This window comes from Pseudomonas saudimassiliensis, assembly GCF_000939975.1.
Taxonomy (GTDB): domain Bacteria; phylum Pseudomonadota; class Gammaproteobacteria; order Pseudomonadales; family Pseudomonadaceae; genus Halopseudomonas; species Halopseudomonas saudimassiliensis.
The window spans coordinates 1116011-1136561 of the sequence record NZ_LK391969.1 but is presented as its reverse complement, the minus strand read 5'-3'; the positions used below and the strand labels follow the sequence as shown (position 1 = coordinate 1136561).

Genomic DNA, 20551 nt, shown 5'->3' with positions numbered 1-20551 from the left:
TTGCTCAGTCTTCCAGCATCGCCTTGTTGCGCACCGCGCCCTTGTCGGCACTGGTGGCCAGCAGGGCGTAGGCCTTGAGCGCAGTGGAGACCTTGCGCGGCCGTACTTCCACAGGCTTCCAGCCTTTCTTGTCCTGCTCGATTCGCCGGTGCGACAGTTCCTCGTCGGACACCAGCAGGTTGATGCTGCGGTTGGGAATGTCGATGAGTATCTTGTCGCCTTCCTGCACCAGACCGATGGCACCGCCTGCGGCGGCTTCCGGTGAGGCGTGGCCGATCGACAGACCCGAGGTACCGCCGGAGAAGCGGCCATCGGTCAGCAGGGCGCATTCCTTGCCCAGACCCTTGGACTTCAGGTAGCTGGTGGGGTAGAGCATCTCCTGCATGCCAGGACCACCCTTGGGCCCTTCGTAGCGGATGATGACCACATCGCCCGGCTTGACCTCATCGGCGAGGATGCCACGTACCGCGCTGTCCTGGCTCTCGTAGATCTTCGCGGTGCCTTCGAATACATGGATCGACTCGTCGACCCCGGCGGTTTTCACCACGCAGCCATCCTGGGCGATGTTGCCGTACAGCACGGCCAGACCGCCCTCGGCGGAATAGGCATGTTCTACCGACCGGATGCAGCCCTCGGCGCGGTCATCGTCCAGGCTCGGCCAGCGCGTGCTCTGGCTGAACGCCGTCTGGGTCGGGATACCCGCCGGACCGGCCTTGAAGAACTCATGCACGGCCGGGTCGTTGGACTGGGTGATGTCCCACTTGGCAATGGCGTCGGCCATGGTCGGGCTGTGGATGGTCGGGATGTCGGTATGCAGCAACCCGCCACGGGCCAGCGAGCCGAGGATGGAGAACACCCCACCGGCGCGGTGTACGTCTTCCATGTGGTACTTCTGGATGTTCGGCGCCACCTTGCACAGCTGGGGTACCTTCCGCGACAGGGCATCGATATCCCGCAGGTCGAAATTGATATCCCCTTCCTGGGCAGCAGCCAGCAGGTGCAGGATGGTGTTGGTTGAGCCGCCCATGGCGATATCCAGGGTCATGGCGTTCTCGAACGCCTTGATATTGGCGACATTGCGCGGCAATACCGACTGGTCGTTGTCCCGGTAGTAGCGCTGGCACAGCTCGACGGCCAACCGGCCGGCACGCAGGAACAGTTGCTCACGGTCGCTGTGGGTCGCCAGCAGCGAGCCGTTGCCCGGCAGCGACAGACCCAGCGCTTCGGTCAGGCAGTTCATCGAGTTGGCGGTGAACATGCCCGAGCAGCTCCCGCAGGTCGGACAGGCGCTGCGCTCGTACTCGGCAACGGTCTCGTCGGAGCAGGAGTCGTCAGCGGCGGCGACCATGGCATCGACCAGGTCCAGGCCGTGGGATGCCAGCTTGGTCTTGCCGGCTTCCATCGGGCCGCCGGAGACGAATACCACCGGGATGTTCAGACGCAGGGCGGCCATCAGCATGCCGGGGGTGATCTTGTCGCAGTTGGAGATACAGACGATGGCATCGGCGCAGTGGGCGTTGACCATGTACTCGACCGAGTCGGCAATGATCTCCCGGCTGGGCAGCGAATACAGCATGCCGTCGTGGCCCATGGCGATACCGTCATCCACCGCGATGGTGTTGAATTCCTTGGCCACGCCACCAGCCTTTTCAATCTCGCGGGCAACCAGCTGGCCCATGTCCTTCAGGTGCACGTGACCGGGCACGAACTGGGTAAAGGAGTTGGCGATGGCGATGATCGGCTTCTTGAAGTCTTCATCCTTCATGCCGGTCGCGCGCCACAGGGCACGGGCACCGGCCATGTTGCGGCCGTGGGTAGACGTCTTGGAACGATAATCAGGCATGGATATTGTCTCGTTATGCGTGGTGCAGGATGGGGTCTAGCATATCAATTTGCTGCCGCGCCCGCAGCTATGGCGGACCAGCTGTCAGCTTGGAGCCTGAAGCTTGAAGCTGGAAGCTTGAAGCAAAGCGGCATCTGCGCCTTGGGCAAACGCCGGTCACCGCTACACTACTTCCAGCTTCCAGCTTCCAGCTTCCAGCTTCCAGCTTAAAGCTGCTTCTCAAACACCTTCGAATTGCGCTGGTAGTTGTACAGTGAGGCCCGTTGCTGGGGCAGGCGGGCTACCGAGCTGGGCTCGAAGCCCCGTTCGCGGAACCAGTGCGCGGTGCGGGTGGTGAGCACGAACAGGGTGCTGATCGACAACCGCCGGGCCTCTGCCTCGATATGTTCCAGCAGCTGGTCGCCCCGGCCGCCGTGGCGGTAGTCCGGATGGATGGCGACGCAAGCCAGTTCGGCGCTGTGCTCGTCCAGGGGATAGAGCGCCGCACAACCGATGATCATGCCGTCCCGTTCGACCAGGGTGAACTGGTTGATCTCGGTCTCCAGCACCTCGCGGGAGCGGCGCACCAGGATGCCGGCTTCTTCCAGCGGGTGCAGTAATTCCAGCAGACCGGCGACATCGTCGATGGTCGCGGTGCGGATCTTCTCGAAGGGCTCCTGGGTTACCAGGGTGCCCCCACCGTCGCGGGTGAACAACTCGGTGAGCAGGGCGCCATCTTCGGCGTAGCTGATGATATGGCTGCGCCGTAGCCCCCGGTTGCAGGCCTTGCAGGCCGCCTCCAGCAGCGAGCCGGGCAGGCTGTTGCCGAGGGCTGCCAGCAGCGGCAGGGCGCGGCTGGGCTTGAGCTCCCGCAGCAATTGGCCATCCGCGTCAAAAATTCCGGTGTCGGGGCCGAACAGGATCAGCTTGTCCGCCTCCAAGGCGCTGGCCGCGCTGATAGCGACGTCCTCGCAGGCCAGGTTGAAGACCTCGCCAGTGGGGGAATAGCCGATGGCGGACAACAGCACAATCGAGCCGTCATCCAGTTGCCGGCTGATCGCCTTGCGGTCGACCCGCCGCACTTCGCCGGTGTGGTGCAGGTCCACCCCATCGATCACGCCGATGGGTTTGGCGGTAACCAGGTTGCCACCGACCACGCGCAGGCGGCTGCCCTGGCCCGCCAGGGTGCACAGCCGCGCCTCGATGGCGATCCGCAGGCTGCCGACGGCATCCATCACGCAACTCAGGGTGTCGCTGTCGGTGATCCGCAGGTCCTTGTGATAGCGCGAACTCACCCCGCGCGACGCCAGCCGCTCCTCGATCTGCGGACGCGAGCCGTGCACCAGTACCAGCCGCACACCCAGGCTGTTGAGCAACATGAGGTCATTGACTATGTTGTTGAAATTCGGGTGCGCGATGGCTTCGCCCGGCAGCAGAACGACAAAGGTCCGTTCACGGTGCGTATTGATATAGGGCGTGGAGTGGCGGAACCATTTGACGTAATCGGACATGCGGCTGTTCCGTGAGAAAACGCCAGTTTAGAGACATTCGACCCGGCGCTTCAAGGGCGCTCGACGCCAGGCCGTGCCACGCGGCTGAAACACAGGCAAGATAGAAGGGAATAAACGCCGTGCAGAAGAGAGAACCACGTGAGTACTTCCGATAACTTTACTATTGTGCACACGCCCGAAGAGGCGGTAGATCGACTGTCCGCCCTGTATGACCAGGCGGTAGGCGCCCTGAGCCGCTCGTTGAAGCGGTACCTGCGCGATCGTACCCGTCCGTCCGCCGAGGAGCTGCAGCTGTTTCGCTATCCCGAGTTGCGCCTGATCTGGACCGGCTGCGACCCGGCGCCCAGCAGCGTGCGGGCCTGGGCCAAGGTGCAGGTGCCGGGCACCTACAGCGCCACTATCACCCATCCCCAGGCGTTTCGCAGTTACCTGTTGCAGCAGCTGCATCCCCTGACCGACGAGTTCAACGTGCGGCTGGAGGTGGGTGTGAGCCAGCAGGCCATCCCCTATCCCTACGTGATCGAGCAGGGCGATGAGCTGGCCGGCTCCGGGGTGACCGCGGCGGAAATGGCCCGGGTCTTCCCCAGCACTGACCTGGCCGCGGCCACCGATGGCATCGCCGATGGGCTGGTGGATTGGGAAAAGACCTACCCGCTGCCACTGGCGTTGTTCGACGCGGCCCGCACCGACTTTTCCCTGCGCCGCCTGGTGCACTACACCGGCAGTGACTGGCGCCATGTGCAGCCGTGGATCCTGCTGACCAACTACCACCGCTATGTGGACCAGTTCATCCGCCACGGGCTGGACATGCTGCTGGCCGACTCGCGCTTCTGCCGCATGGTGCTGCCGGGTAACGTGATCGTCGAGCGCGGCATGGCGGAAGGGGAGATGCAGGCGATTCTCGACAGCGTGGTCTGGCACAAGTACCAGATGCCGGCCTACCACCTGCAGGCTGCCGATGGCGACGGTATTACCCTGGTCAACATCGGCGTGGGCCCGTCCAACGCCAAGAACATCACCGATCACCTGGCCGTGCTGCGGCCCCACTGCTGGTTGATGATCGGCCACTGCGGCGGGCTGCGCCAGTCCCAGACCATCGGCGACTACGTGCTGGCCCACGCCTACATGCGCCGCGACGGCATTCTCGACCGGGTACTGCCGCCCAATATTCCCCTGCCGGCCCTGGCCGAGGTGCAGCAGGCTCTGCAGGACGCGGCGGCCCAGGTCACCGGCGACAAGGGTGACGCCCTTAAACGACGACTGCGCACCGGCACCATCCTCACCTATGACGACCGCAACTGGGAGCTGCGCTGGGCCCAGGAGCGCCCGCTGATCAACCTGTCCCGCGCGGTGGCGGTAGATATGGAAAGCGGCACCATCGCCGCCCAGGGCTATCGCCTGCGGGTGCCCTACGGCACTTTGCTCTGCGTGTCGGACAAGCCCCTGCACAGTGAGCTGAAACTGCCTGGCGCGGCGGGGGCCTTCTACGAACGGGCGGTCACCCAGCACCTGCATATTGGGATAACAGCGCTGGACCTGCTGCGCGATCAGTTGCACAGCCTGCACTCGCGCAAGTTGCGCAGTTTTGACGAGCCGTTATTCAGGTAGGTAGCGTTCCCCCTCTCCCCAACCCTCTCCCCAACCCTCTCCCACGAGGTGAGAGGGGGCAGCCGCTACAAACAAAACCGCCCAATCAGCTCCCGTAATACCTTCACCGTGGGCTCGATCCGATCCATCGCCAGATACTCGTCCGGCTGGTGCGCCTGGGCGATATCGCCGGGGCCAAGAATCACCGTCTGCAAACCCAATTGATTCAGATAAGGCCCTTCGGTGGCAAAGGCCACGCTGCCAGCGCTATAGCCCGTGAGCTGTTCACAGGCGCGGACGATTTCCGCGCTGGCGGGGGTGTCCAGCGGCGCGACACCGGGGAACAGCGGCCGATAGTCGATGGTTACCGCGTGTTCCCGGGCCACCACTTGCAGGCGTTGCGCGATGCTGGCGCGCAGTTCATCCGGGTTCATCCCGGGTAGCGGTCGCAGGTCGAACTCCAAAGCGCACTGGCCACAGATGCGGTTGGGGTTGTCGCCGCCGTGGATACAGCCGAGATTGAGGGTCGGCGTCGGCACGCTGAACAGCGGGTTGGTCCATTGCCGTTGCCAGCCGCTGCGCAGCGCCAGCAGTTCACTGATTACCTGGTGCATGGCTTCGATGGCGTTGCGGCCCAGACTCGGGTCGGAGGAATGTCCGGCCTGGCCGGTGATGTCCACCCGCTCCATCAGGATGCCCTTGTGCACCCGGATCGGCTTCAAGCCGGTAGGTTCGCCGATCACGGCGTGCCGCGCGCCAAGCAGGTCGTCGGCGACCAGCGCCTGGGCGCCGCCCATGGCGCTCTCTTCATCGGCGGTGGCGAGGATGATCAAGGGGCGGCTCAGGGGCCGGTCCAGGGCGCGCACGGCTTCGATGATCAGCGGGAAGAACCCCTTCATATCGCAGCTGCCCAGCCCGTACCAGCGCCCGTCGGCCTCAGTCAGCGCAAAGGGATCATGCTGCCAGCGTTCGGGATTGCACGGGACGGTGTCGGTGTGCCCAGCCAGCACCAGGCCGCCGGGACCGGTGCCCAGGCTCGCGATCAGGTTGGCCTTGCCCGGGGCGTCGGCAATCGGCTGGACCCGGCAGTTGAAACCGAGCTCGCTGAGCCAATCGGCCAGCAACTGGATCACCGCGAGGTTGGACTGGTCGTGTTCCGGCTGGGTGCAACTGATGGAGGGGGTTTGCAGCAGGGCGGCAAATTGCGCCTTGAGCGAGGGGAGGGGCATGGCGGACTCCTGACTGACGTCGGCCCCGGCATCCAAGCGATGCACGGGACCTTAGCTGAAGGTACAGCTTACGTCAGGGGTAGCGCTCCGTCAGCCGAAAATGCCCTGCAGGATGAAGAAGAATACGATCGACAGGATGGCACCGGCCGGCAGGGTAACCACCCAGGAGGTAAAGATGGTGCCCACGACCTTGAGGTTCAGCGCGGCGATCCCGCGTGCCATGCCGACCCCCAGCACCGCACCGACCAGGGTGTGGGTGGTGGAAATCGGCAGACCGATACCCGATGCGCCCACCACGGTCGCGGCGGTCGCCAGTTCGGCGGCGAAACCACGGCTCGGGGTCAGCTCGGTGATGTGCTGGCCGATAGTGGCGATGACGCGGTAGCCGTAGGTGGCCAGACCGACCACGATGCCGACACCACCCAAGAGCAGAATCCAGCCAGGGACGACGGACGTGGCGGCAATCTCGCCACCCGATTGCAGTACGCCGACCACTGCGGCCAGCGGGCCGACCGCGTTGGCCACGTCGTTGGAGCCATGGGCAAAGGCCATGGAGCAGGCGGTGAAGATCATCAGGATGCCGAACACCCGTTCGACGCTGTTGTGCTTGCCCTTTTCCAGCGGCGTGTCATTGACGCGGCGTAGCAACACTATGCCCAAGCCGGCCACGGCCAGGCCAATCAGCACGGACAGACCGAAGCCTTCCAGGCCGGAAATATCCAGTCCAACGTGCTTGAGCCCCTTGGTCAGGGTCATCAGCGAGATGAAGAAACCCACCGCAAACATGTAGAAGGGGACGTAGCGCTTGGCGTTGAGGAATGGGTTGTCGGTATCGAGGATGAGGCGGTGGACGCTGACGAAGATCATGAAGGCGACGATGCCAGACAGCAGCGGGGAGATGACCCAGCTCGATACGATCGGCACTACCCCTGACCAGTTGACCGAATCGATGGAGACCCCGACCGCACCGAACCCGATCACCGCGCCGACGATCGAATGGGTCGTGGAGACTGGCCAGCCGCGCATGGATGCGATCAGCAACCAGGAACCTGCGGCCAGCAGCGAGGCCATCATGCCGAACACCATCTGCTCGGCAGAGATCTGGGTCGCATCAAGAATGCCGCTGCGAATCGTCTGGGTTACCGAGCCGCCGGCGAGGTACGCGCCGAGGAATTCGAACACCATCGCGATGATGATGGCCTGCTTGATGGTGAGGGCGCGGGCCCCCACCGATGTGCCCATGGCATTGGCGACATCATTGGCGCCAACCCCCCAAGCCATGAAAAAGCCGAATAGACAGGCCAGCACCAGCAAAATGGTGCCATATTCTGCGATCAGGGTCATAAGATAGAGCTCTGTTGGGTATTTTGACTGGCCCGTTACCGGGCCATGAGGATTTCCAGACGATTGCCTACACGTTCCGCCCGGTCGGCGACATCACCAATCCATTCGATGATCTGATAGGTGAACATGACATCCACGGGGGGCAGTTCGGCTTCACGCTTGTACAGCTCAGCGCGGAGCTTGATCTGCATCTCGTCGGTGTCGTGCTCGATGCGTTCCAGCTCGGTGATGAGGGTCTCCATCAGCTTCACCTCGCGGCCGGCGAAACTGGTTTCCATCAGGTCACTAAGCTCGTCCATCGCCCGCAGGGCCTGGGTGGCCGCCTCGACGGACCGTTCGACGAAGCGCCGAAACGAAGGTTGTACATCGGGGTGGATCTTCATCTTCCGCCCCAGCATCAGCCCCGCCACATCCTTGGCGCGGTTGGCGACTTTGTCCTGTACACTGAGCAACTCCAGCAGATCCGACCGTGGAACGGACAGGAACAGGCTGTTCGGCAGGTTGACCCGGACATTCTTCTTCATCTGGTCAGCCTCCCGTTCCAACTCGCAGATTTGTTGTTGGACTCGTTCTGCTTCGACCCAATCCTCCGCCATCAGCGCGTCGATGAAGGGAACCAGGCAGGCCGCGCACTCGTGCGCCTTGGCCATGTGCCGCTGCATCGGCCCGATGGGCGAACGGCCAAACAGATTCAGGAAAGGATTGTTGGGCATGGGATAGCTCCAGGACGTGTCAGGCAGCGGATTATAATCAGGGCAGAGCATGCGGTCATCCAGTTGACACACTTTTGCCACAAATCGCCGCAAACCCCTTGGTTTCGGCGACTTCACCAGAGATAGAGTATGGCCCAGGAAACAGAAATAAAATTGCGCATCAGCCCCGATGCGATGAACGCGCTGCGCACCCATCCCCTGTTGACGGAACGCCGCCAGGGCGACTGGAAAACCGGCACCCTGTACAACCAGTACTATGACACCGCCAACCGTGATCTGGCGGCGGCGCGGGTGGCCCTGCGGGTGCGTCGTGATGGCGATCAGTTCATCCAGACCCTCAAAAGCAGCGGCCAGAGCGTGGCTGGACTGTCCGAGCGCAGTGAATGGGATTGGCCGGTGTCGGCAGCTTCCCTTGACCTGACGCTGCTGGACGACAGCTGTTGGCCGGCCAGCCTGGCCCCGCTGGACAACTTGCACCTGCTGCCGGTGTTCACCACCGACTTCCAGCGGACCAAGGCGCTGTTGCGTTGGGAGCGGGACGGCGAGACCGTCGAGGTCGAAGCGGCCCTGGACCAGGGCAAGGTGGTTGCCGATGGCCGCGAGGAGCCGATCTGCGAGCTGGAACTGGAGCTGCGCAGTGGCCCGGCGGCTGCGGTCCTGGAGCTGGCCGTCGCGCTGGCGCAGGACGTCGCGCTGATGCCCTGCGATATCAGCAAGGCCGAGCGGGGTTACCGCCTGTACGACCCATCCAGCTACGAGTTGGGCCTCGATGCCCAGGCATGGTCCGCTGACACCCGGGTCGATGAGATCATCGGCTCCGCCGGCTGGCAGTTGCTGGGCCATACCCAGCGGCTGGCGGAGCAGTACCGCTTCGGCGGTCAATGGAAACTGTTCCGCGAACTGACCACCCAGTTGACCAACCTGCGCGCCTTCTTCGGGGTATTTGACCTGGCGCTGCCGCGCAGTGCGGCGCAACCCTTCACGCCGGCCCTGGACCACCTGGTCAACCGTTGCCGGCCCCTGGTGCTGGCCGGCTGGTCGGACGACGAGGAAGGCCGCAGCGCCCGTGAACAGGCACCGGTGGTATTCGAGCAGATGGTCGCCGACCCCAGGTGGGGGCAGTTGTTCATCAGCCTGGCATTGTGGCTGCACACCGCGGGCTGGAAGCACAACCGGCCACCCCGTGGCGAGCGCGTCGGCGATCTGACCCTGCCGCGCTGGCTGCTGGCGGCGGTGGCCCGCGAGATCCAGGAACTGCGGGTGCCCCATCACAATGATCCGGATTCGGACGTCAACGAATGGATGGATCAGCAGCCGCGGCTGGGCCGCCTGCATTTTCTGCTGGCCACCTTCCGCGACCACCTTGAAACACCGGAGCCGAATCGCCTGTTCGGTGAACTGAACAAGCTGCAGGCGCTGCTGGAGCAATATCCCTTGGTAGAGGAGGAGCTGCGCCCGGCGCTGCTGATCGCACTGCGCAAGCAGGGTCAGCGGCTGCGCAAACTCGACGCCTGGCGGGCCCTGAACAGCTAAGCCGGGGCAGGCCCCACCGTAATGACAGGGAGATGAACAAGGATGCTACATCTGGCCGAACTTGCCGCTACGGGCGCTGAGCGCCCGCTGGACCTGACGGACATCCTCAAGGTGCTGGTGGCCCAGGGGCGCCTGGCACTGGAGAGTGCCGAGCAGTTGAGCAGCCTGCGCCGTGCTGCGAGCGGCGAGACCGCCCGGCTGCACCCGCTGGAATTCATCGCCAGCCAGGCGCCGGACGACCTGCTGCGCCCCGGCAAGGCGCTGGACCTGGATTCGCTGACCCGCTGGCTCGCCAGCGAGGCGGACCAGCCCTTCTACCGCATCGATCCGCTCAAGATCGATGTGTCCGCGGTCACGCCGCTGATGTCCTTCGCCTTCGCCCGCCGCCACGGCATTCTTGCCGTGGGGCTGACCGAGCGGGAGGTGACCATCGCCAGCGCCCAGCCCTTCGTTCGGGGCTGGGAAGCGGACCTGGTGCATGTGCTCAAGCGCGATATCCGCCGGGTGGTTGCCAGCCCGGCGGATATCCTGCGCTACTCGGTGGAGTTCTATCGGCTGGCCCGCTCGGTTCATGGCGCCAACGCTACGGACCAGAAGGCCAGCGCCATCGGCAATTTCGAACAGTTGCTGAACCTGGGCAGCATGAGCCAGGAGCCGGACGCCAACGACGCCCATGTGGTCAATATCGTCGACTGGCTGTTCCAGTACGCCTTCGAACAGCGGGCCAGCGACATTCATATCGAGCCGCGCCGGGAAAACGGCAGCGTGCGGCTGCGCATCGATGGGGTGCTGCACACTGTTTACCAGTTCCCGTTGCAGGTGTCGGTGGCGGTGGTCAGTCGGCTGAAAACCCTGGGCCGGATGAACGTGGCAGAGAAACGCAAACCCCAGGATGGACGGGTCAAGACCAAGTCGCCCCAGGGCAACGAGATCGAACTGCGGCTGTCCACCCTGCCCACCGCCTTCGGTGAGAAGATGGTGATGCGGATCTTCGACCCCGACGTGCTGCTGCGCAGTTTCGACCAGTTGGGCTTTTCCAGCGAGGACCAGCGCCGCTGGCAGGGTATGGTGCAACAGCCCAACGGCATCATCCTGGTGACCGGGCCGACCGGCTCGGGCAAGACCACCACCCTGTACACCACCCTCAAGCAACTGGCGACGCCGCAGGTGAACGTCTGCACCATCGAAGACCCGATCGAGATGGTCGAGGACAGCTTCAACCAGATGCAGGTGCAGCACAATATCGAGCTGACCTTCGCCAGCGGCGTGCGGGCACTCATGCGCCAGGACCCGGATATCATCATGATCGGCGAGATTCGCGATCTGGAAACGGCGGAGATGGCCATCCAGGCGGCACTGACCGGGCATCTGGTGCTGTCCACCCTGCATACCAACGACGCGCCCAGCTCGGTGAGCCGGCTGGTCGAGCTGGGCGTCCCGGCGTACCTGATCAAGGCGACGGTGCTCGGGGTCATGGCCCAGCGCCTGGTGCGCACCCTGTGCCCCCATTGCAAGGAGCCGGTAGCGATCGATCCGGTTGACTGGCAGGAGCTGACCAAGCCGTGGAACTCACCCTTGCCGACCCGCGCGCACCGGCCGGTCGGTTGCCCTGAATGCCGTGATACCGGCTACCGTGGCCGGGCCGGTGTGTACGAGCTGATGCCGCTGACGGACAGCCTGAAGCCCCTGGTGCAGGCGGACATTGACCTCAATGCCTTGCGCCGCCAGGCCTATCGGGAGGGCATGCACAGCCTGCGACTGTCCGGCGCGCAGAAGGTCGCCGCCGGCCTGACCACCATCGAAGAGGTACTGCGGGTCACCCCCACCAGTCAGCAGTAGCTAGCAGCAAGCCACCAGCAGCAAGCTGCAAGCAGTCCGTATACACTATCTCCGCGCGGGTCGCCGGCACGGTCGACGCCCCGCTTGTTATTGCACATGAGCCAGCACTGTCTGCTTCTAGCTTCTAGCTTCTAGCTTCTAGCTTCTAGCTTCTAGTTCCACAAGGACCCCCGATGAATTACCGCCACAGTTTTCACGCCGGCAACCACGCCGACGTCCTCAAACATGCCATCCTGCTGCGCATGGTTACCCTGTTGCAGCGCAAGGACGCGCCGCTGTGCTATCTCGATAGCCACGCCGGGACCGCCCTGTACGATCTGCAGGGCGAGGATGCCGGGCGGACGGGGGAGTATCGGGATGGCATTGGTCGGTTGTGGACGCAGGACGACCTGCCGGTGCTGCTCGCGGATTACCGGGACGCCGTCGCCCGGCATAACCCCGACGGCCAGCTGCGGCTGTATCCCGGTTCGCCGCAGTTGATCGCCGACGCCCTGCGTGAGCAGGACCGGATGATCGTCAGCGAACTGCACCCCGTCGACGCCCAGACCCTCAAGGGCCACTTCGCTGACGCGCCACAGATTGCCGTGCACCAGCGCGACGGCTATGAGCTACCCAAGGCCTTTCTGCCCGTGGCGGAGAGGCGGGCGCTGTGGCTGCTCGACCCGCCGTTCGAGAAGGGCGATGACCTGCAGCGCTGCCTGCGGGCCATGGAGCAGGGCATCCAGCGCATGCGCCAGACGGTGATTGCGCTCTGGTATCCGATCAAGGACCAGCGGCTGCTGCGGGACTTCTACCGCCAGATCGGCGCGGCCGGCCTGCCCAAGGTATTGCGGGTTGAACTCAACGTGCGGCCCGCCGACACTACCCTGGGTCTCAACGGCTCGGGACTGATGCTGGTCAATCCGCCGTGGCCCCTCTGGGAAGAGCTGGAACAGGCGCTCCCCTGGATGGCCCGTCAACTGGCTCAGTCTGGGCCGGGCGACTGGCGCATGGACTGGCTGGTGGGCCAGCCCTGAGGGCTAATCAGCGAAGCGGGAAAAAAGGGGGGAACAAGGGGGCGGGGTTCGGGTCAAGTATTGTGTCGGTGTGCTTAACATCGACCAACCCGAAGCTACCAAGGAGCACCAAACATGACTGCTGTTGACAATAACGGACCCGTTTCAAATCAGGACCAGGCTGGCAAGAAGCAGGAAATCGACTCCGGCAAGGAAGCAGTAGCCGCTGCTTACAGCAAACTGATGGAAGCCAAGGAACATTTCAAGCACGCAGCGGAATCCGCCGGCATGGACTGGAAAAGTGATGCCGAAGGGCAGCTGGCCAAGGGCAAGATGAAGGCCAGCGAGCTGTGCGATCACGCCAACAGTTACCTGCATGACAAGCCGCTGGCCACGCTGGGCATTGCCTTCGCAGCCGGTTTCCTGGTCTCCCAGCTGATGTCGAAAAAATGACTGCCGTGCCCGGAGAGAACAGTCCAGAGAGCGGTGATGCCGGCGGCCAGGAGCAGGTCCGGCAACCACTCAAGGATGAATTGAAATCCTCTCTGGCGTGGCTGGAACATGCGGCCCTGGCGGGCGGAGACCTCGTCCGCCTGGCGGTTCTGGAACTACGGCTGGCTGCCGCAGACTCGGGCAAGCTGGCGGTTCTGGGGCTGGCTATGGTGCCGCTGTTGCTGCTCGCCTGGAAAGGCCTATCGGTATTGCTGGCCTGGGGGGTCTATGCCTGGCTCGGATCGGTGGCGTTGGGTATTGCTGCGTTCATTCTCTTGCAATTGGTAGCCCTGGGCATCCTGGCGGCCAAGTGCAAGGAATATGCGAAGAGCCTGAAATTCCCCGCGACCAGCCGACAGTTGAAGACGCTGAAGGAGGAATCCAGTGGAACGCAAGAAGCTGCAAAGTCAGATTCAACAGCTGGATGAGCAACTGGCCGTCGAGTTCAGTCTGCTCAAACTGGATGCGCGGGAGCGCAAGGCTGCGATCCGGCGTGTCTCCCCGCTGTGGGGCGTAGCTGGCGCGGTGGTAGCGGGTCTGGTGGTTGGCAAGCTGGCCGCCGGGCATGGCGGGCCGATGGCGGTGGCGCGGCAGGGGATGAATCTGTTCCGCTTCGCCAGTCTGGTCATGCCAGGAATGGCCATCGCGGCCAGTCCAACTCTGGAAGACGTCCCTTGAACCCAATGTCGGCGGCGCCGAAATCGGCGCCGCCGTAGGGTTCGTTACGCGTCAGGCGTCCCGCGCTATCTCGCCTTCCGAAAAATCCTCTTCCAGCAGGGCGTCCTGAACGTCCGGATCTGCTGTGCTCGTCCCTTGTTGCGCCGCTGCCCGCTTGCTGCGTAGTTTGCCGAACAGGCTGGTAAGCGCTGCGTGCATTTTCTCAATGGCGCCATCCACCGCCAGGTTTACCGAGTCCGCCTTATGGGTAACGGAAATGGGCTGCTGGCCCTTGGGCCTGGCTTCGATCTGGCAACGCTTGTCCTGGGCCCCAGCCTTCTCGCCGTTCTCGTCGTTGATATGGACGTTGATGCGGGTCAGCTGCTCATCAAAGCGCTCGAGCTTGTCGGTCACGCTGGTGCTTACCCATTCCATCAGCCGGGCGTTGCCTTCAGTACGGTTGTCACAATGAACTTGAATCTGCATAAGCCTGTTCCTCTTCATTGATGCGGACAGTCACCGATTGCTCTGGCGACAAGTCCAGACTACGCCATCTGGCCGGGCTTTTGGCAAATTTGCCCAAGAGTTTTTTGTCGCAGGGTAATGCGCTACCCGGGCTGGCACCCGGGCGGGTCATTGGTCGTCGGGGAACTGGTAGGCGCTGGGGGGAGTGTCGTCGCCCTTGGCGTGGCGCGCCCGCAGATTACGGTAGACCGCTGCGCGCATCAGCATCATCGAGGTGACCGGTGCGGTCAGCAGGACGAAGGCGGTGATCAGCAATTCGTGCATCACCGGACGCTCCTCACTGCCGGTGAAATACAGCATGGAGGCGATCAGGAAGCAGCCGGTGCCCACGGTGATGAATACCGCCGGGCCATGGATGCGCTGGAAGAAGTTCGGCAGACGCAGCAGGCCCAGGGCGCCGATGAAGGTGATCAGGCCGCCGAGTACCAGCAGCACCGCGACGGGAATGGCCAGCCAGATCGGCAGGTCGATCATGCCGGTGGTCAGGAAGGTGCTCATTCGATGATCTCCCCGCGAATCAGAAACTTGGCCAGGGCGATGGAGGAAACGAAGCCGAGCAGGGCGATCAACAGTGCCGCCTCGAAGTACACCATGCTGGAAAAGCGGATCCCCAGCAGCAGGATGAACAGCATGGCCGCCATCCACAGTGAGTCCAGCGCCAGGATGCGGTCCTGGGCGGTGGGGCCGAGCAGCAGGCGGACGGTGCAGAACACCATGGCGATCATCACGCAGAGCTGGGCGAAGCCGAGCGCCAGAGCCAGTAGCAGGGTCATGATTGCTCCTGTTCGAAGATATCGATCAAGGGCTGTTCCAGGCGGGTCTTGATCATGTTTACCCACCAGTCCGCATCGTGCAGATCGAACACATGCAGGGCCAGGTCATGACTGCCCGGGATGATCTCGACCCAGACCGTGCCGGGGGTGGAATTGATGATGCAGGCCAGCACCGCCAGGCCATGGCGGTCGCGCAGGTCCAGGGGGATGCGGATGAACTGCGAATTGAGCCGTCCCCCGCCGAACAGGATCAGGGTGCAGACGTTGAAGCAGGACCGCAGTATCTCGATCAGCGCGTAAACGATAAGTCGGACGATCGTCAGCGGCCGCGCGACCCGCACCGGCGTCGGGCGCAGGGGCGCGACCAACCGGGGGATGGCAATCGCCAGCAGTGCCCCCAGCAGCAGGTGTGCCGGCTCGATGCTCTGATTGAGCATCAGCCACAGCACCAGCAGGAAGGCTGACATCAGCGGGGAAGGCAACCAGCGCTTCATGGTTCGACTCCTCCTGTGGCCCCGACCACGCCCGGGACCGGCGTAATGGACAATACCCGGTCGATATACTGGGTCGGTTCGTGCAATGCCGCCGAGGTGCGCTCCAGATAACCACTGACCGGTCCGGCCAGCACCGTCATGGAGATGCACAGCAACAGCAGGATGGAGACCGGCATGGCCTCGGTCAGCTGCAGGCGCGGCGCGGTGGCGTCGATGGACCAGAAGGTACGCACGCCAAACCGCATCAGTGAGATGATCGCGGCCAGGCCGGACAGGATGATCAGCGTCAGCATTGTCCAGGCCAGCGGCCCGGCGGTGTACAGATTGTCCACGAACAGACCCGCGGGATTGAGTAGGGCATGGAACAGGCTGAACTTGGCGACAAAGCCGGACAGCGGCGGCAGCCCGGCAATGATCAGGGCGCAGGCGACAAAGCACAGGCCGAGGAACGCCATGGCCGCAGGAATGATGACCCCGGCGGACTCCTCGGGATCGTTATCGATGGCGAAGGCCTCCATGGTCAGGGCCAGCATCGCGGCGCTGGGCTTGCGGATCCGCTCGATCAGCTCCATCAGCAGCACGAAGGCGGCGACCGCCAGGGTCGAGCTGAGCAGGTAGAACAGGGCGGCGCTGACGACCTTGGGTTCGCCATAGCCTATCGCCGCCAACAAGGTGCCGGAGGAGATGATGGCAGCAAAGCCGGCCATGCGTCCCAATTCCTGACTGCCCAGCAGGCCGATGGTGCCGAAGGCCAGGGTCAGCAGACCGCCGACTACCAGCGCGGTGCCGGACAGCGCCTGGAATGAGGCCGCCTCCCCGGCGAAAACCAGCAGCCACAGCCGTAGCAGCACATAGATACCGACCTTGGTCATCAGTACCAGCATTGCTGCCACCGGTGGGGCAGCGGCGGCGTAGGTGGTGGGCAGCCAGAAGCCCAGCGGCCACATGGCGCTCTTGGTCAGGAAGGCAATGGCCAGGATCGCGGCCCCGACCTCCAGCAACAGGCGCTGACTCTCGTCCAGACCGCCGACGCGCATCGCCAGGTCGGCCATGTTCAGCGTGCCCGCGGCGGCATAAATCAGGGCTACGCCGATCAGGAAGAAGGACGACGCGACCAGGTTGATCACCACGTACTGCATGCTGGCGCGAATGCGGTTGGGCTGCAGGCCGAGCAGCAGCAGGCCATAGGACGCGGCCAGCATGATCTCGAAGAACACGAATAGGTTGAACAGGTCGCCGGTGATGAAGGCGCCGTTGATCCCCGCCAACAGGAACTGGAACAGGGAATGGAAGTGCACGCCGGAGCGGCTCCAACGCCGGTAGGAGAACACCAGCGCGGCGGTAGCGATCACCGCGCACAGCGTCAGCATCAAGGCGGCGAGCCGGTCGACGACCAGCACGATACCGAAGGGCGCCGCCCAGTTGGCGGCCAGGTACGCACCGACGCCATCGGGCCAGACCTCGCTGTCGGTGAACCAGAACAGCACCAGCGCCGTCACCAGCAGGGCCAGGGTGCCGGTCAGGTTGATGGCGAATTTCAGCTGCTGCCGTCGGCCGTTGAACAGCACCAGCAAGGCGGCGCACAGCAGTGGCAGCAATATGGGCAGCAGGATCAGCTGGTCGGCCCAGAACCTCATTGGCGGGGTTCCTTACCGTCCACATGGTCGGTGCCGGTCAGGCCGCGGGACGTCAGCAGCAGCACCAGGTAGAGCGCCGTAGTGGCAAAGCCGATGACGATGGCCGTCAACACCAGGGCCTGGGTGACGGGGTCGGCGAAGGTGCCCGCATCGATCGGGCTTTCCAGGGTCAGTGGCGGCTTGTTGACGGTCAGCCGGCCCATGATGAAGATGAACATGTTCACCGCGTAGGAAATCAGCAGCAGGCCGATGATGACCTGGAAGGTGCGGGGGCGCAGGATCAGCCAGACCCCGGAGGCGAACATGACGCCAATGGCGATGGCAATGACAGCTTCCATCAGGGTGTCTCCTTTGCAGCGGAATCGGCGGCGTCAGTGGCCGCCAGTGGCAGACGGTGACTACGGATCGACTGGTGGGCAAGCGCGATCAGGATCAGCATGGTGGAGCCCACCACGACGCTGAACACGCCCAGATCGAAGAAGAATGCACTGGGCAGATGCACCGCACCCAGGATCGGCAGATAGAGATGGGCGGTATGGCTGGTCAGGAACGGATAGCCTAATACCAGGGCGCCGAGGCCGGTGGCAACCGCCAGAATCAGCCCGAACGCCAACCAGCGGTGGGGTTGCAGGTGCAGGCGCGACTCGACCCACAGCGTGCCGGCGAGCATGTATTGCAGGATGATTGCCACCGCGAACACCAGCCCGGCCACGAAGCCGCCACCAGGCAGGTTGTGGCCGCGCATGAAGAAATAGGCGGCGCAGACCAGAATGATCGGCAGCAACAGCCGCAGGAAGATCCCGGGTATTGCCAGGTAGCCGGTCTCGGCCTGCTCGGCAGGTGGCTGCAGCGCCGCCGGATCGACCGGATTGGTCTGCTGCGGCGGCAGGGCCATGCTTTCGGCTGCCGGGCGGAAGCGGCGCAGCAGACCGTAGACGGTCAACGCCACAATGCCCAGAACGGCGATTTCACCCATGGTATCGAAGCCGCGGAAGTCCACCAGCAGTACGTTGACCACATTGCTGCCGCCGCCCTCGGACAGCGAGCGCTCCAGGAAGAAACTGCCGATGCCGCTGCCCGCAGGCAGCATCAGTACCAGATAGCTGATCGCCGCCATGCCCAGCCCCGCCAGTACGGCGACGATGAAGTCACGGCTGCGGCGGACCCGGGCACGGCGGTTCTCGCGCTGGTCCTGGGCGATGGACAGGATACGTGGCGGCAGCCAGCGCAGGCCCAGCAGAATCAGGATGGTGGTCACGGTTTCGACCATCAGCTGGGTCAAGGCCAGGTCCGGGGCGGACAGCCAGAGGAAGGTCAGGCAGACCACCAGGCCGGCGCCGCCGACCAGGCTGAGCGACGCCAGGCGGTGATACTTGGCCTGCCAGGCGGCGCCGATCGCGCAACCGCCGCCGATGAGCCACAGCAGGGTAAAGGGCAGGTGCGGGCTGGTGGGCTCCAGCGCCGACCATACCTGGGGCGCAGTCAGTGCGGCGGCTACCGCCACGCCGAGGCCGACCACGATCATCAGCAGCAATTGCGGCTGCAGGCGACGGGTACCGAGCAGTTTTTCCAGGCGCGAGGCACTGCTGCGCAGCTCCAGCATGGTGCTTTCATAGGCCTGCTTGCCATTGAAACGGTGCAGCAGCGGCACCTGGTCCCGATAGGTGAGATTGAACCGGGTACGCAGGACAAAATACAGCAGCACGCCCCCGCCCAGGGCGATGAAACTCATCAGCAACGGAATGTTGAAGCCATGCCACAGGGCCAGACTGTAGTAGGGTGTCTGGTCTCCCAGCACCGCCTCCACGCCGTTGTGCAGCAACGGTCCGACACTCAGCCCAGGAATGATCCCGACGATCAGGCAGAAAAGCACCAGCACTTCCACCGGGAAGCGCATCCAGCGTGGGGGTTCGTGGGGCACCTTGGGCAGGTCGGTGGCGGGGGGGCCAAAGAATACGTAGATGAAGCGCAGGGAGTAGGCCACGCTGAACACGCCCATGGTCACCGCCGCCACCGGCATCCACCAGTTGGTGGCGCTACCGACCAGCAGCGCCTCGGCGAAGAACATTTCCTTGGACAGGAAGCCGTTAAGGAAAGGCACCCCGGCCATGGCCGCCGAGGCGACAATGGCGAGCGTCGCGGTGTGTGGCATCAACCGGGACAGGCCGCGCAGCTTGCGCATATCCCGGGTGCCGCTCTCATGGTCGATGATGCCCACCGCCATGAACAGCGATGCCTTGAAGGTGGCGTGGTTCATGGTGTGGAAAATGGCCGCGACCATCGCCAGCGGCGTGCCCATGCCGAGCAGGGCGGTGATCAGTCCCAGGTGGCTGATGGTGGAGTAGGCCAGCAGACCCTTGAGGTCGTGCTGGAAAATCGCAATGAAGGAGCCGATCAGCAGGGTGCAGACCCCGGCCCCGCCAATGATCCAGGTCCATTCCGGCGTGCCCGACAGCACCGGCCACAGGCGCATCAACAGGAAGATCCCGGCCTTGACCATGGTCGCCGAGTGCAGATAGGCGGACACCGGCGTGGGCGCCGCCATGGCATGGGGCAACCAGAAGTGGAAGGGGAACTGGGCGCTCTTGGTCAGGGCTCCCAGGGCGATCAGGATTAGCGTCGGCAGGTACCAGGCGTGGTCGCGCAGGGTGTCGCCGGAGGCCAGCACCACATCGAGATCATAGCTACCGATGATGTGCCCCAGCATCAGCACCCCGGCCAGCAGGCACAGGCCACCGGTGGCGGTCACGGTAAAGGCCATGCGTGCGCCGCGGCGCGCCTCGGCCCGGTGGTGCCAGTAGCCGATCAGCAGGAAGGAGGACAGGCTGGTCAGCTCCCAGAACAGCACCAGCTGCACCAGGTTACCTGACAGCACCACGCCCAGCATCGAGCCCATGAAAGCCATCAGGAAGGAGAAGAAGCGCGGCACCGGGTCTTCCGGCGACATGTAATAGCGCGCATACACCACCACCAGCAGGAAGATGCCGATGATCAGCAGACTGAACAGCCAGGCCAGGCCGTCCATCCGCAGGACCAGGTTCAGGCCGTACTCGGGCATCCAGTCGATCTGGTAACGCAACACCTCGCCGTTATTGATATGCGGAAACTGGAAACCGATGATGATCAGACCGCCCAGGGCGATGGCAGCGGCCAGCCAGGCCTCCCGGTTACGTGCGTTCGCCGGCAACCAGGCCGCAAGGAAGCTGCCGATGAACGGGATCAGTATCAGTGTCAGTAACAGCATGGGCTCCCGGGATGCTCAGATGGTTTTCAGGCGTTCCCACCCCCATTCATGGGCTTGGCCAGCCCAGGGCTGACGTTGCGTAGCAGGCGGCCGGGGGTGAGAGTCTTTATGCAGGGCCAAGGTTTTATTAGTAATCGCTTGAATCTGCAAGCAAAA

Annotated in this window: 19 protein-coding genes; 7 read left to right on the top strand and 12 right to left on the bottom strand. The window is 63.8% G+C overall.

Going from position 1 to position 20551, the window contains the following annotated elements; translation table 11 throughout:
• Nucleotides 1–4: 4 nt before the first annotated feature.
• The gene (ilvD, locus tag VG99_RS05375) at nucleotides 5–1843 is read right to left on the bottom strand and encodes a dihydroxy-acid dehydratase (RefSeq protein ID WP_044498683.1); all 1839 of its coding nucleotides are present in this window, start codon (nucleotides 1841–1843) and stop codon (nucleotides 5–7) included.
• A gap of 206 nt (nucleotides 1844–2049) precedes the next feature.
• Nucleotides 2050–3333 (bottom strand): amino-acid N-acetyltransferase, encoded by a 1284-nt coding sequence (gene argA, locus VG99_RS05370; protein WP_044498682.1) that lies wholly within the window; start codon nucleotides 3331–3333, stop codon nucleotides 2050–2052.
• Nucleotides 3334–3471: 138 nt separating this feature from the next.
• Between argA and amn the strand changes: the two genes are divergently transcribed.
• Nucleotides 3472–4941 carry an AMP nucleosidase gene (amn, locus tag VG99_RS05365; RefSeq protein WP_044498680.1) on the top strand — a complete coding sequence of 490 codons (1470 nt, stop codon included), beginning with the start codon at nucleotides 3472–3474 and terminating at the stop codon, nucleotides 4939–4941.
• A 65-nt stretch (nucleotides 4942–5006) separates the two neighbouring features.
• Here the strand turns inward: amn and argE are convergent, their stop codons facing one another.
• From argE to VG99_RS05350, 3 genes are all read right to left on the bottom strand, one after another.
• On the bottom strand, nucleotides 5007–6149 hold the full coding sequence (argE, locus tag VG99_RS05360; protein WP_044498679.1) for an acetylornithine deacetylase: 1143 nt from the start codon (nucleotides 6147–6149) through the stop codon (nucleotides 5007–5009).
• A 90-nt stretch (nucleotides 6150–6239) separates the two neighbouring features.
• A complete protein-coding gene (locus tag VG99_RS05355; protein WP_044498678.1) occupies nucleotides 6240–7493 on the bottom strand; it encodes an inorganic phosphate transporter in 1254 nt (417 codons plus the stop codon).
• 35 nt (nucleotides 7494–7528) lie between these two features.
• Complete coding sequence (locus VG99_RS05350) at nucleotides 7529–8206, bottom strand: TIGR00153 family protein (protein ID WP_044498677.1); 678 nt, start codon at nucleotides 8204–8206, stop codon at nucleotides 7529–7531.
• A gap of 129 nt (nucleotides 8207–8335) precedes the next feature.
• On the opposite strand from VG99_RS05350, the gene VG99_RS05345 reads away from it, so the two are divergent.
• From VG99_RS05345 to VG99_RS05320, 6 genes are all read left to right on the top strand, one after another.
• Complete coding sequence (locus tag VG99_RS05345) at nucleotides 8336–9739, top strand: CYTH domain-containing protein (protein WP_044498676.1); 1404 nt, start codon at nucleotides 8336–8338, stop codon at nucleotides 9737–9739.
• A 42-nt stretch (nucleotides 9740–9781) separates the two neighbouring features.
• Nucleotides 9782–11578: a type IV pilus assembly ATPase TfpB gene (tfpB, locus tag VG99_RS05340; RefSeq protein WP_158023878.1), complete on the top strand. Its 1797-nt coding sequence runs from the start codon at nucleotides 9782–9784 to the stop codon at nucleotides 11576–11578.
• A 173-nt stretch (nucleotides 11579–11751) separates the two neighbouring features.
• Complete coding sequence (locus tag VG99_RS05335) at nucleotides 11752–12594, top strand: 23S rRNA (adenine(2030)-N(6))-methyltransferase RlmJ (protein WP_044498675.1); 843 nt, start codon at nucleotides 11752–11754, stop codon at nucleotides 12592–12594.
• Nucleotides 12595–12708: 114 nt separating this feature from the next.
• Nucleotides 12709–13026, top strand: a complete 318-nt coding sequence (locus VG99_RS15470; RefSeq protein WP_052508704.1) for a DUF883 C-terminal domain-containing protein — start codon at nucleotides 12709–12711, stop codon at nucleotides 13024–13026.
• Nucleotides 13023–13493 (top strand): phage holin family protein, encoded by a 471-nt coding sequence (locus VG99_RS05325; RefSeq protein ID WP_044498674.1) that lies wholly within the window; start codon nucleotides 13023–13025, stop codon nucleotides 13491–13493. Before VG99_RS15470 ends, VG99_RS05325 begins: the two co-directional genes overlap by 4 nt.
• The gene (locus VG99_RS05320; RefSeq protein ID WP_044498673.1) at nucleotides 13450–13743 is read left to right on the top strand and encodes a hypothetical protein; all 294 of its coding nucleotides are present in this window, start codon (nucleotides 13450–13452) and stop codon (nucleotides 13741–13743) included. Before VG99_RS05325 ends, VG99_RS05320 begins: the two co-directional genes overlap by 44 nt.
• 51 nt (nucleotides 13744–13794) lie before the next feature.
• Here the strand turns inward: VG99_RS05320 and VG99_RS05315 are convergent, their stop codons facing one another.
• The 7 genes from VG99_RS05315 to VG99_RS05285 all read right to left on the bottom strand — a co-directional run bounded on the left by VG99_RS05315 (nucleotide 13795) and on the right by VG99_RS05285 (nucleotide 20395).
• Nucleotides 13795–14208: an HPF/RaiA family ribosome-associated protein gene (locus VG99_RS05315; RefSeq protein ID WP_044498671.1), complete on the bottom strand. Its 414-nt coding sequence runs from the start codon at nucleotides 14206–14208 to the stop codon at nucleotides 13795–13797.
• A 147-nt stretch (nucleotides 14209–14355) separates the two neighbouring features.
• On the bottom strand, nucleotides 14356–14745 hold the full coding sequence (mnhG, locus tag VG99_RS05310) for a monovalent cation/H(+) antiporter subunit G (RefSeq protein ID WP_044498670.1): 390 nt from the start codon (nucleotides 14743–14745) through the stop codon (nucleotides 14356–14358).
• A complete protein-coding gene (locus tag VG99_RS05305) occupies nucleotides 14742–15020 on the bottom strand; it encodes a K+/H+ antiporter subunit F (protein WP_044498669.1) in 279 nt (92 codons plus the stop codon). Before VG99_RS05305 ends, mnhG begins: the two co-directional genes overlap by 4 nt.
• A complete protein-coding gene (locus VG99_RS05300; protein ID WP_044498667.1) occupies nucleotides 15017–15514 on the bottom strand; it encodes a Na+/H+ antiporter subunit E in 498 nt (165 codons plus the stop codon). The genes VG99_RS05305 and VG99_RS05300 overlap by 4 nt, the downstream gene beginning before the upstream one ends.
• Nucleotides 15511–17151 carry a monovalent cation/H+ antiporter subunit D gene (locus tag VG99_RS05295; protein WP_044498666.1) on the bottom strand — a complete coding sequence of 547 codons (1641 nt, stop codon included), beginning with the start codon at nucleotides 17149–17151 and terminating at the stop codon, nucleotides 15511–15513. The genes VG99_RS05300 and VG99_RS05295 overlap by 4 nt, the downstream gene beginning before the upstream one ends.
• Nucleotides 17148–17489 carry a Na+/H+ antiporter subunit C gene (locus tag VG99_RS05290; protein WP_044498664.1) on the bottom strand — a complete coding sequence of 114 codons (342 nt, stop codon included), beginning with the start codon at nucleotides 17487–17489 and terminating at the stop codon, nucleotides 17148–17150. The genes VG99_RS05295 and VG99_RS05290 overlap by 4 nt, the downstream gene beginning before the upstream one ends.
• Nucleotides 17489–20395, bottom strand: a complete 2907-nt coding sequence (locus VG99_RS05285; RefSeq protein ID WP_044498662.1) for a monovalent cation/H+ antiporter subunit A — start codon at nucleotides 20393–20395, stop codon at nucleotides 17489–17491. The genes VG99_RS05290 and VG99_RS05285 overlap by 1 nt, the downstream gene beginning before the upstream one ends.
• Nucleotides 20396–20551 lie beyond the last annotated feature (156 nt).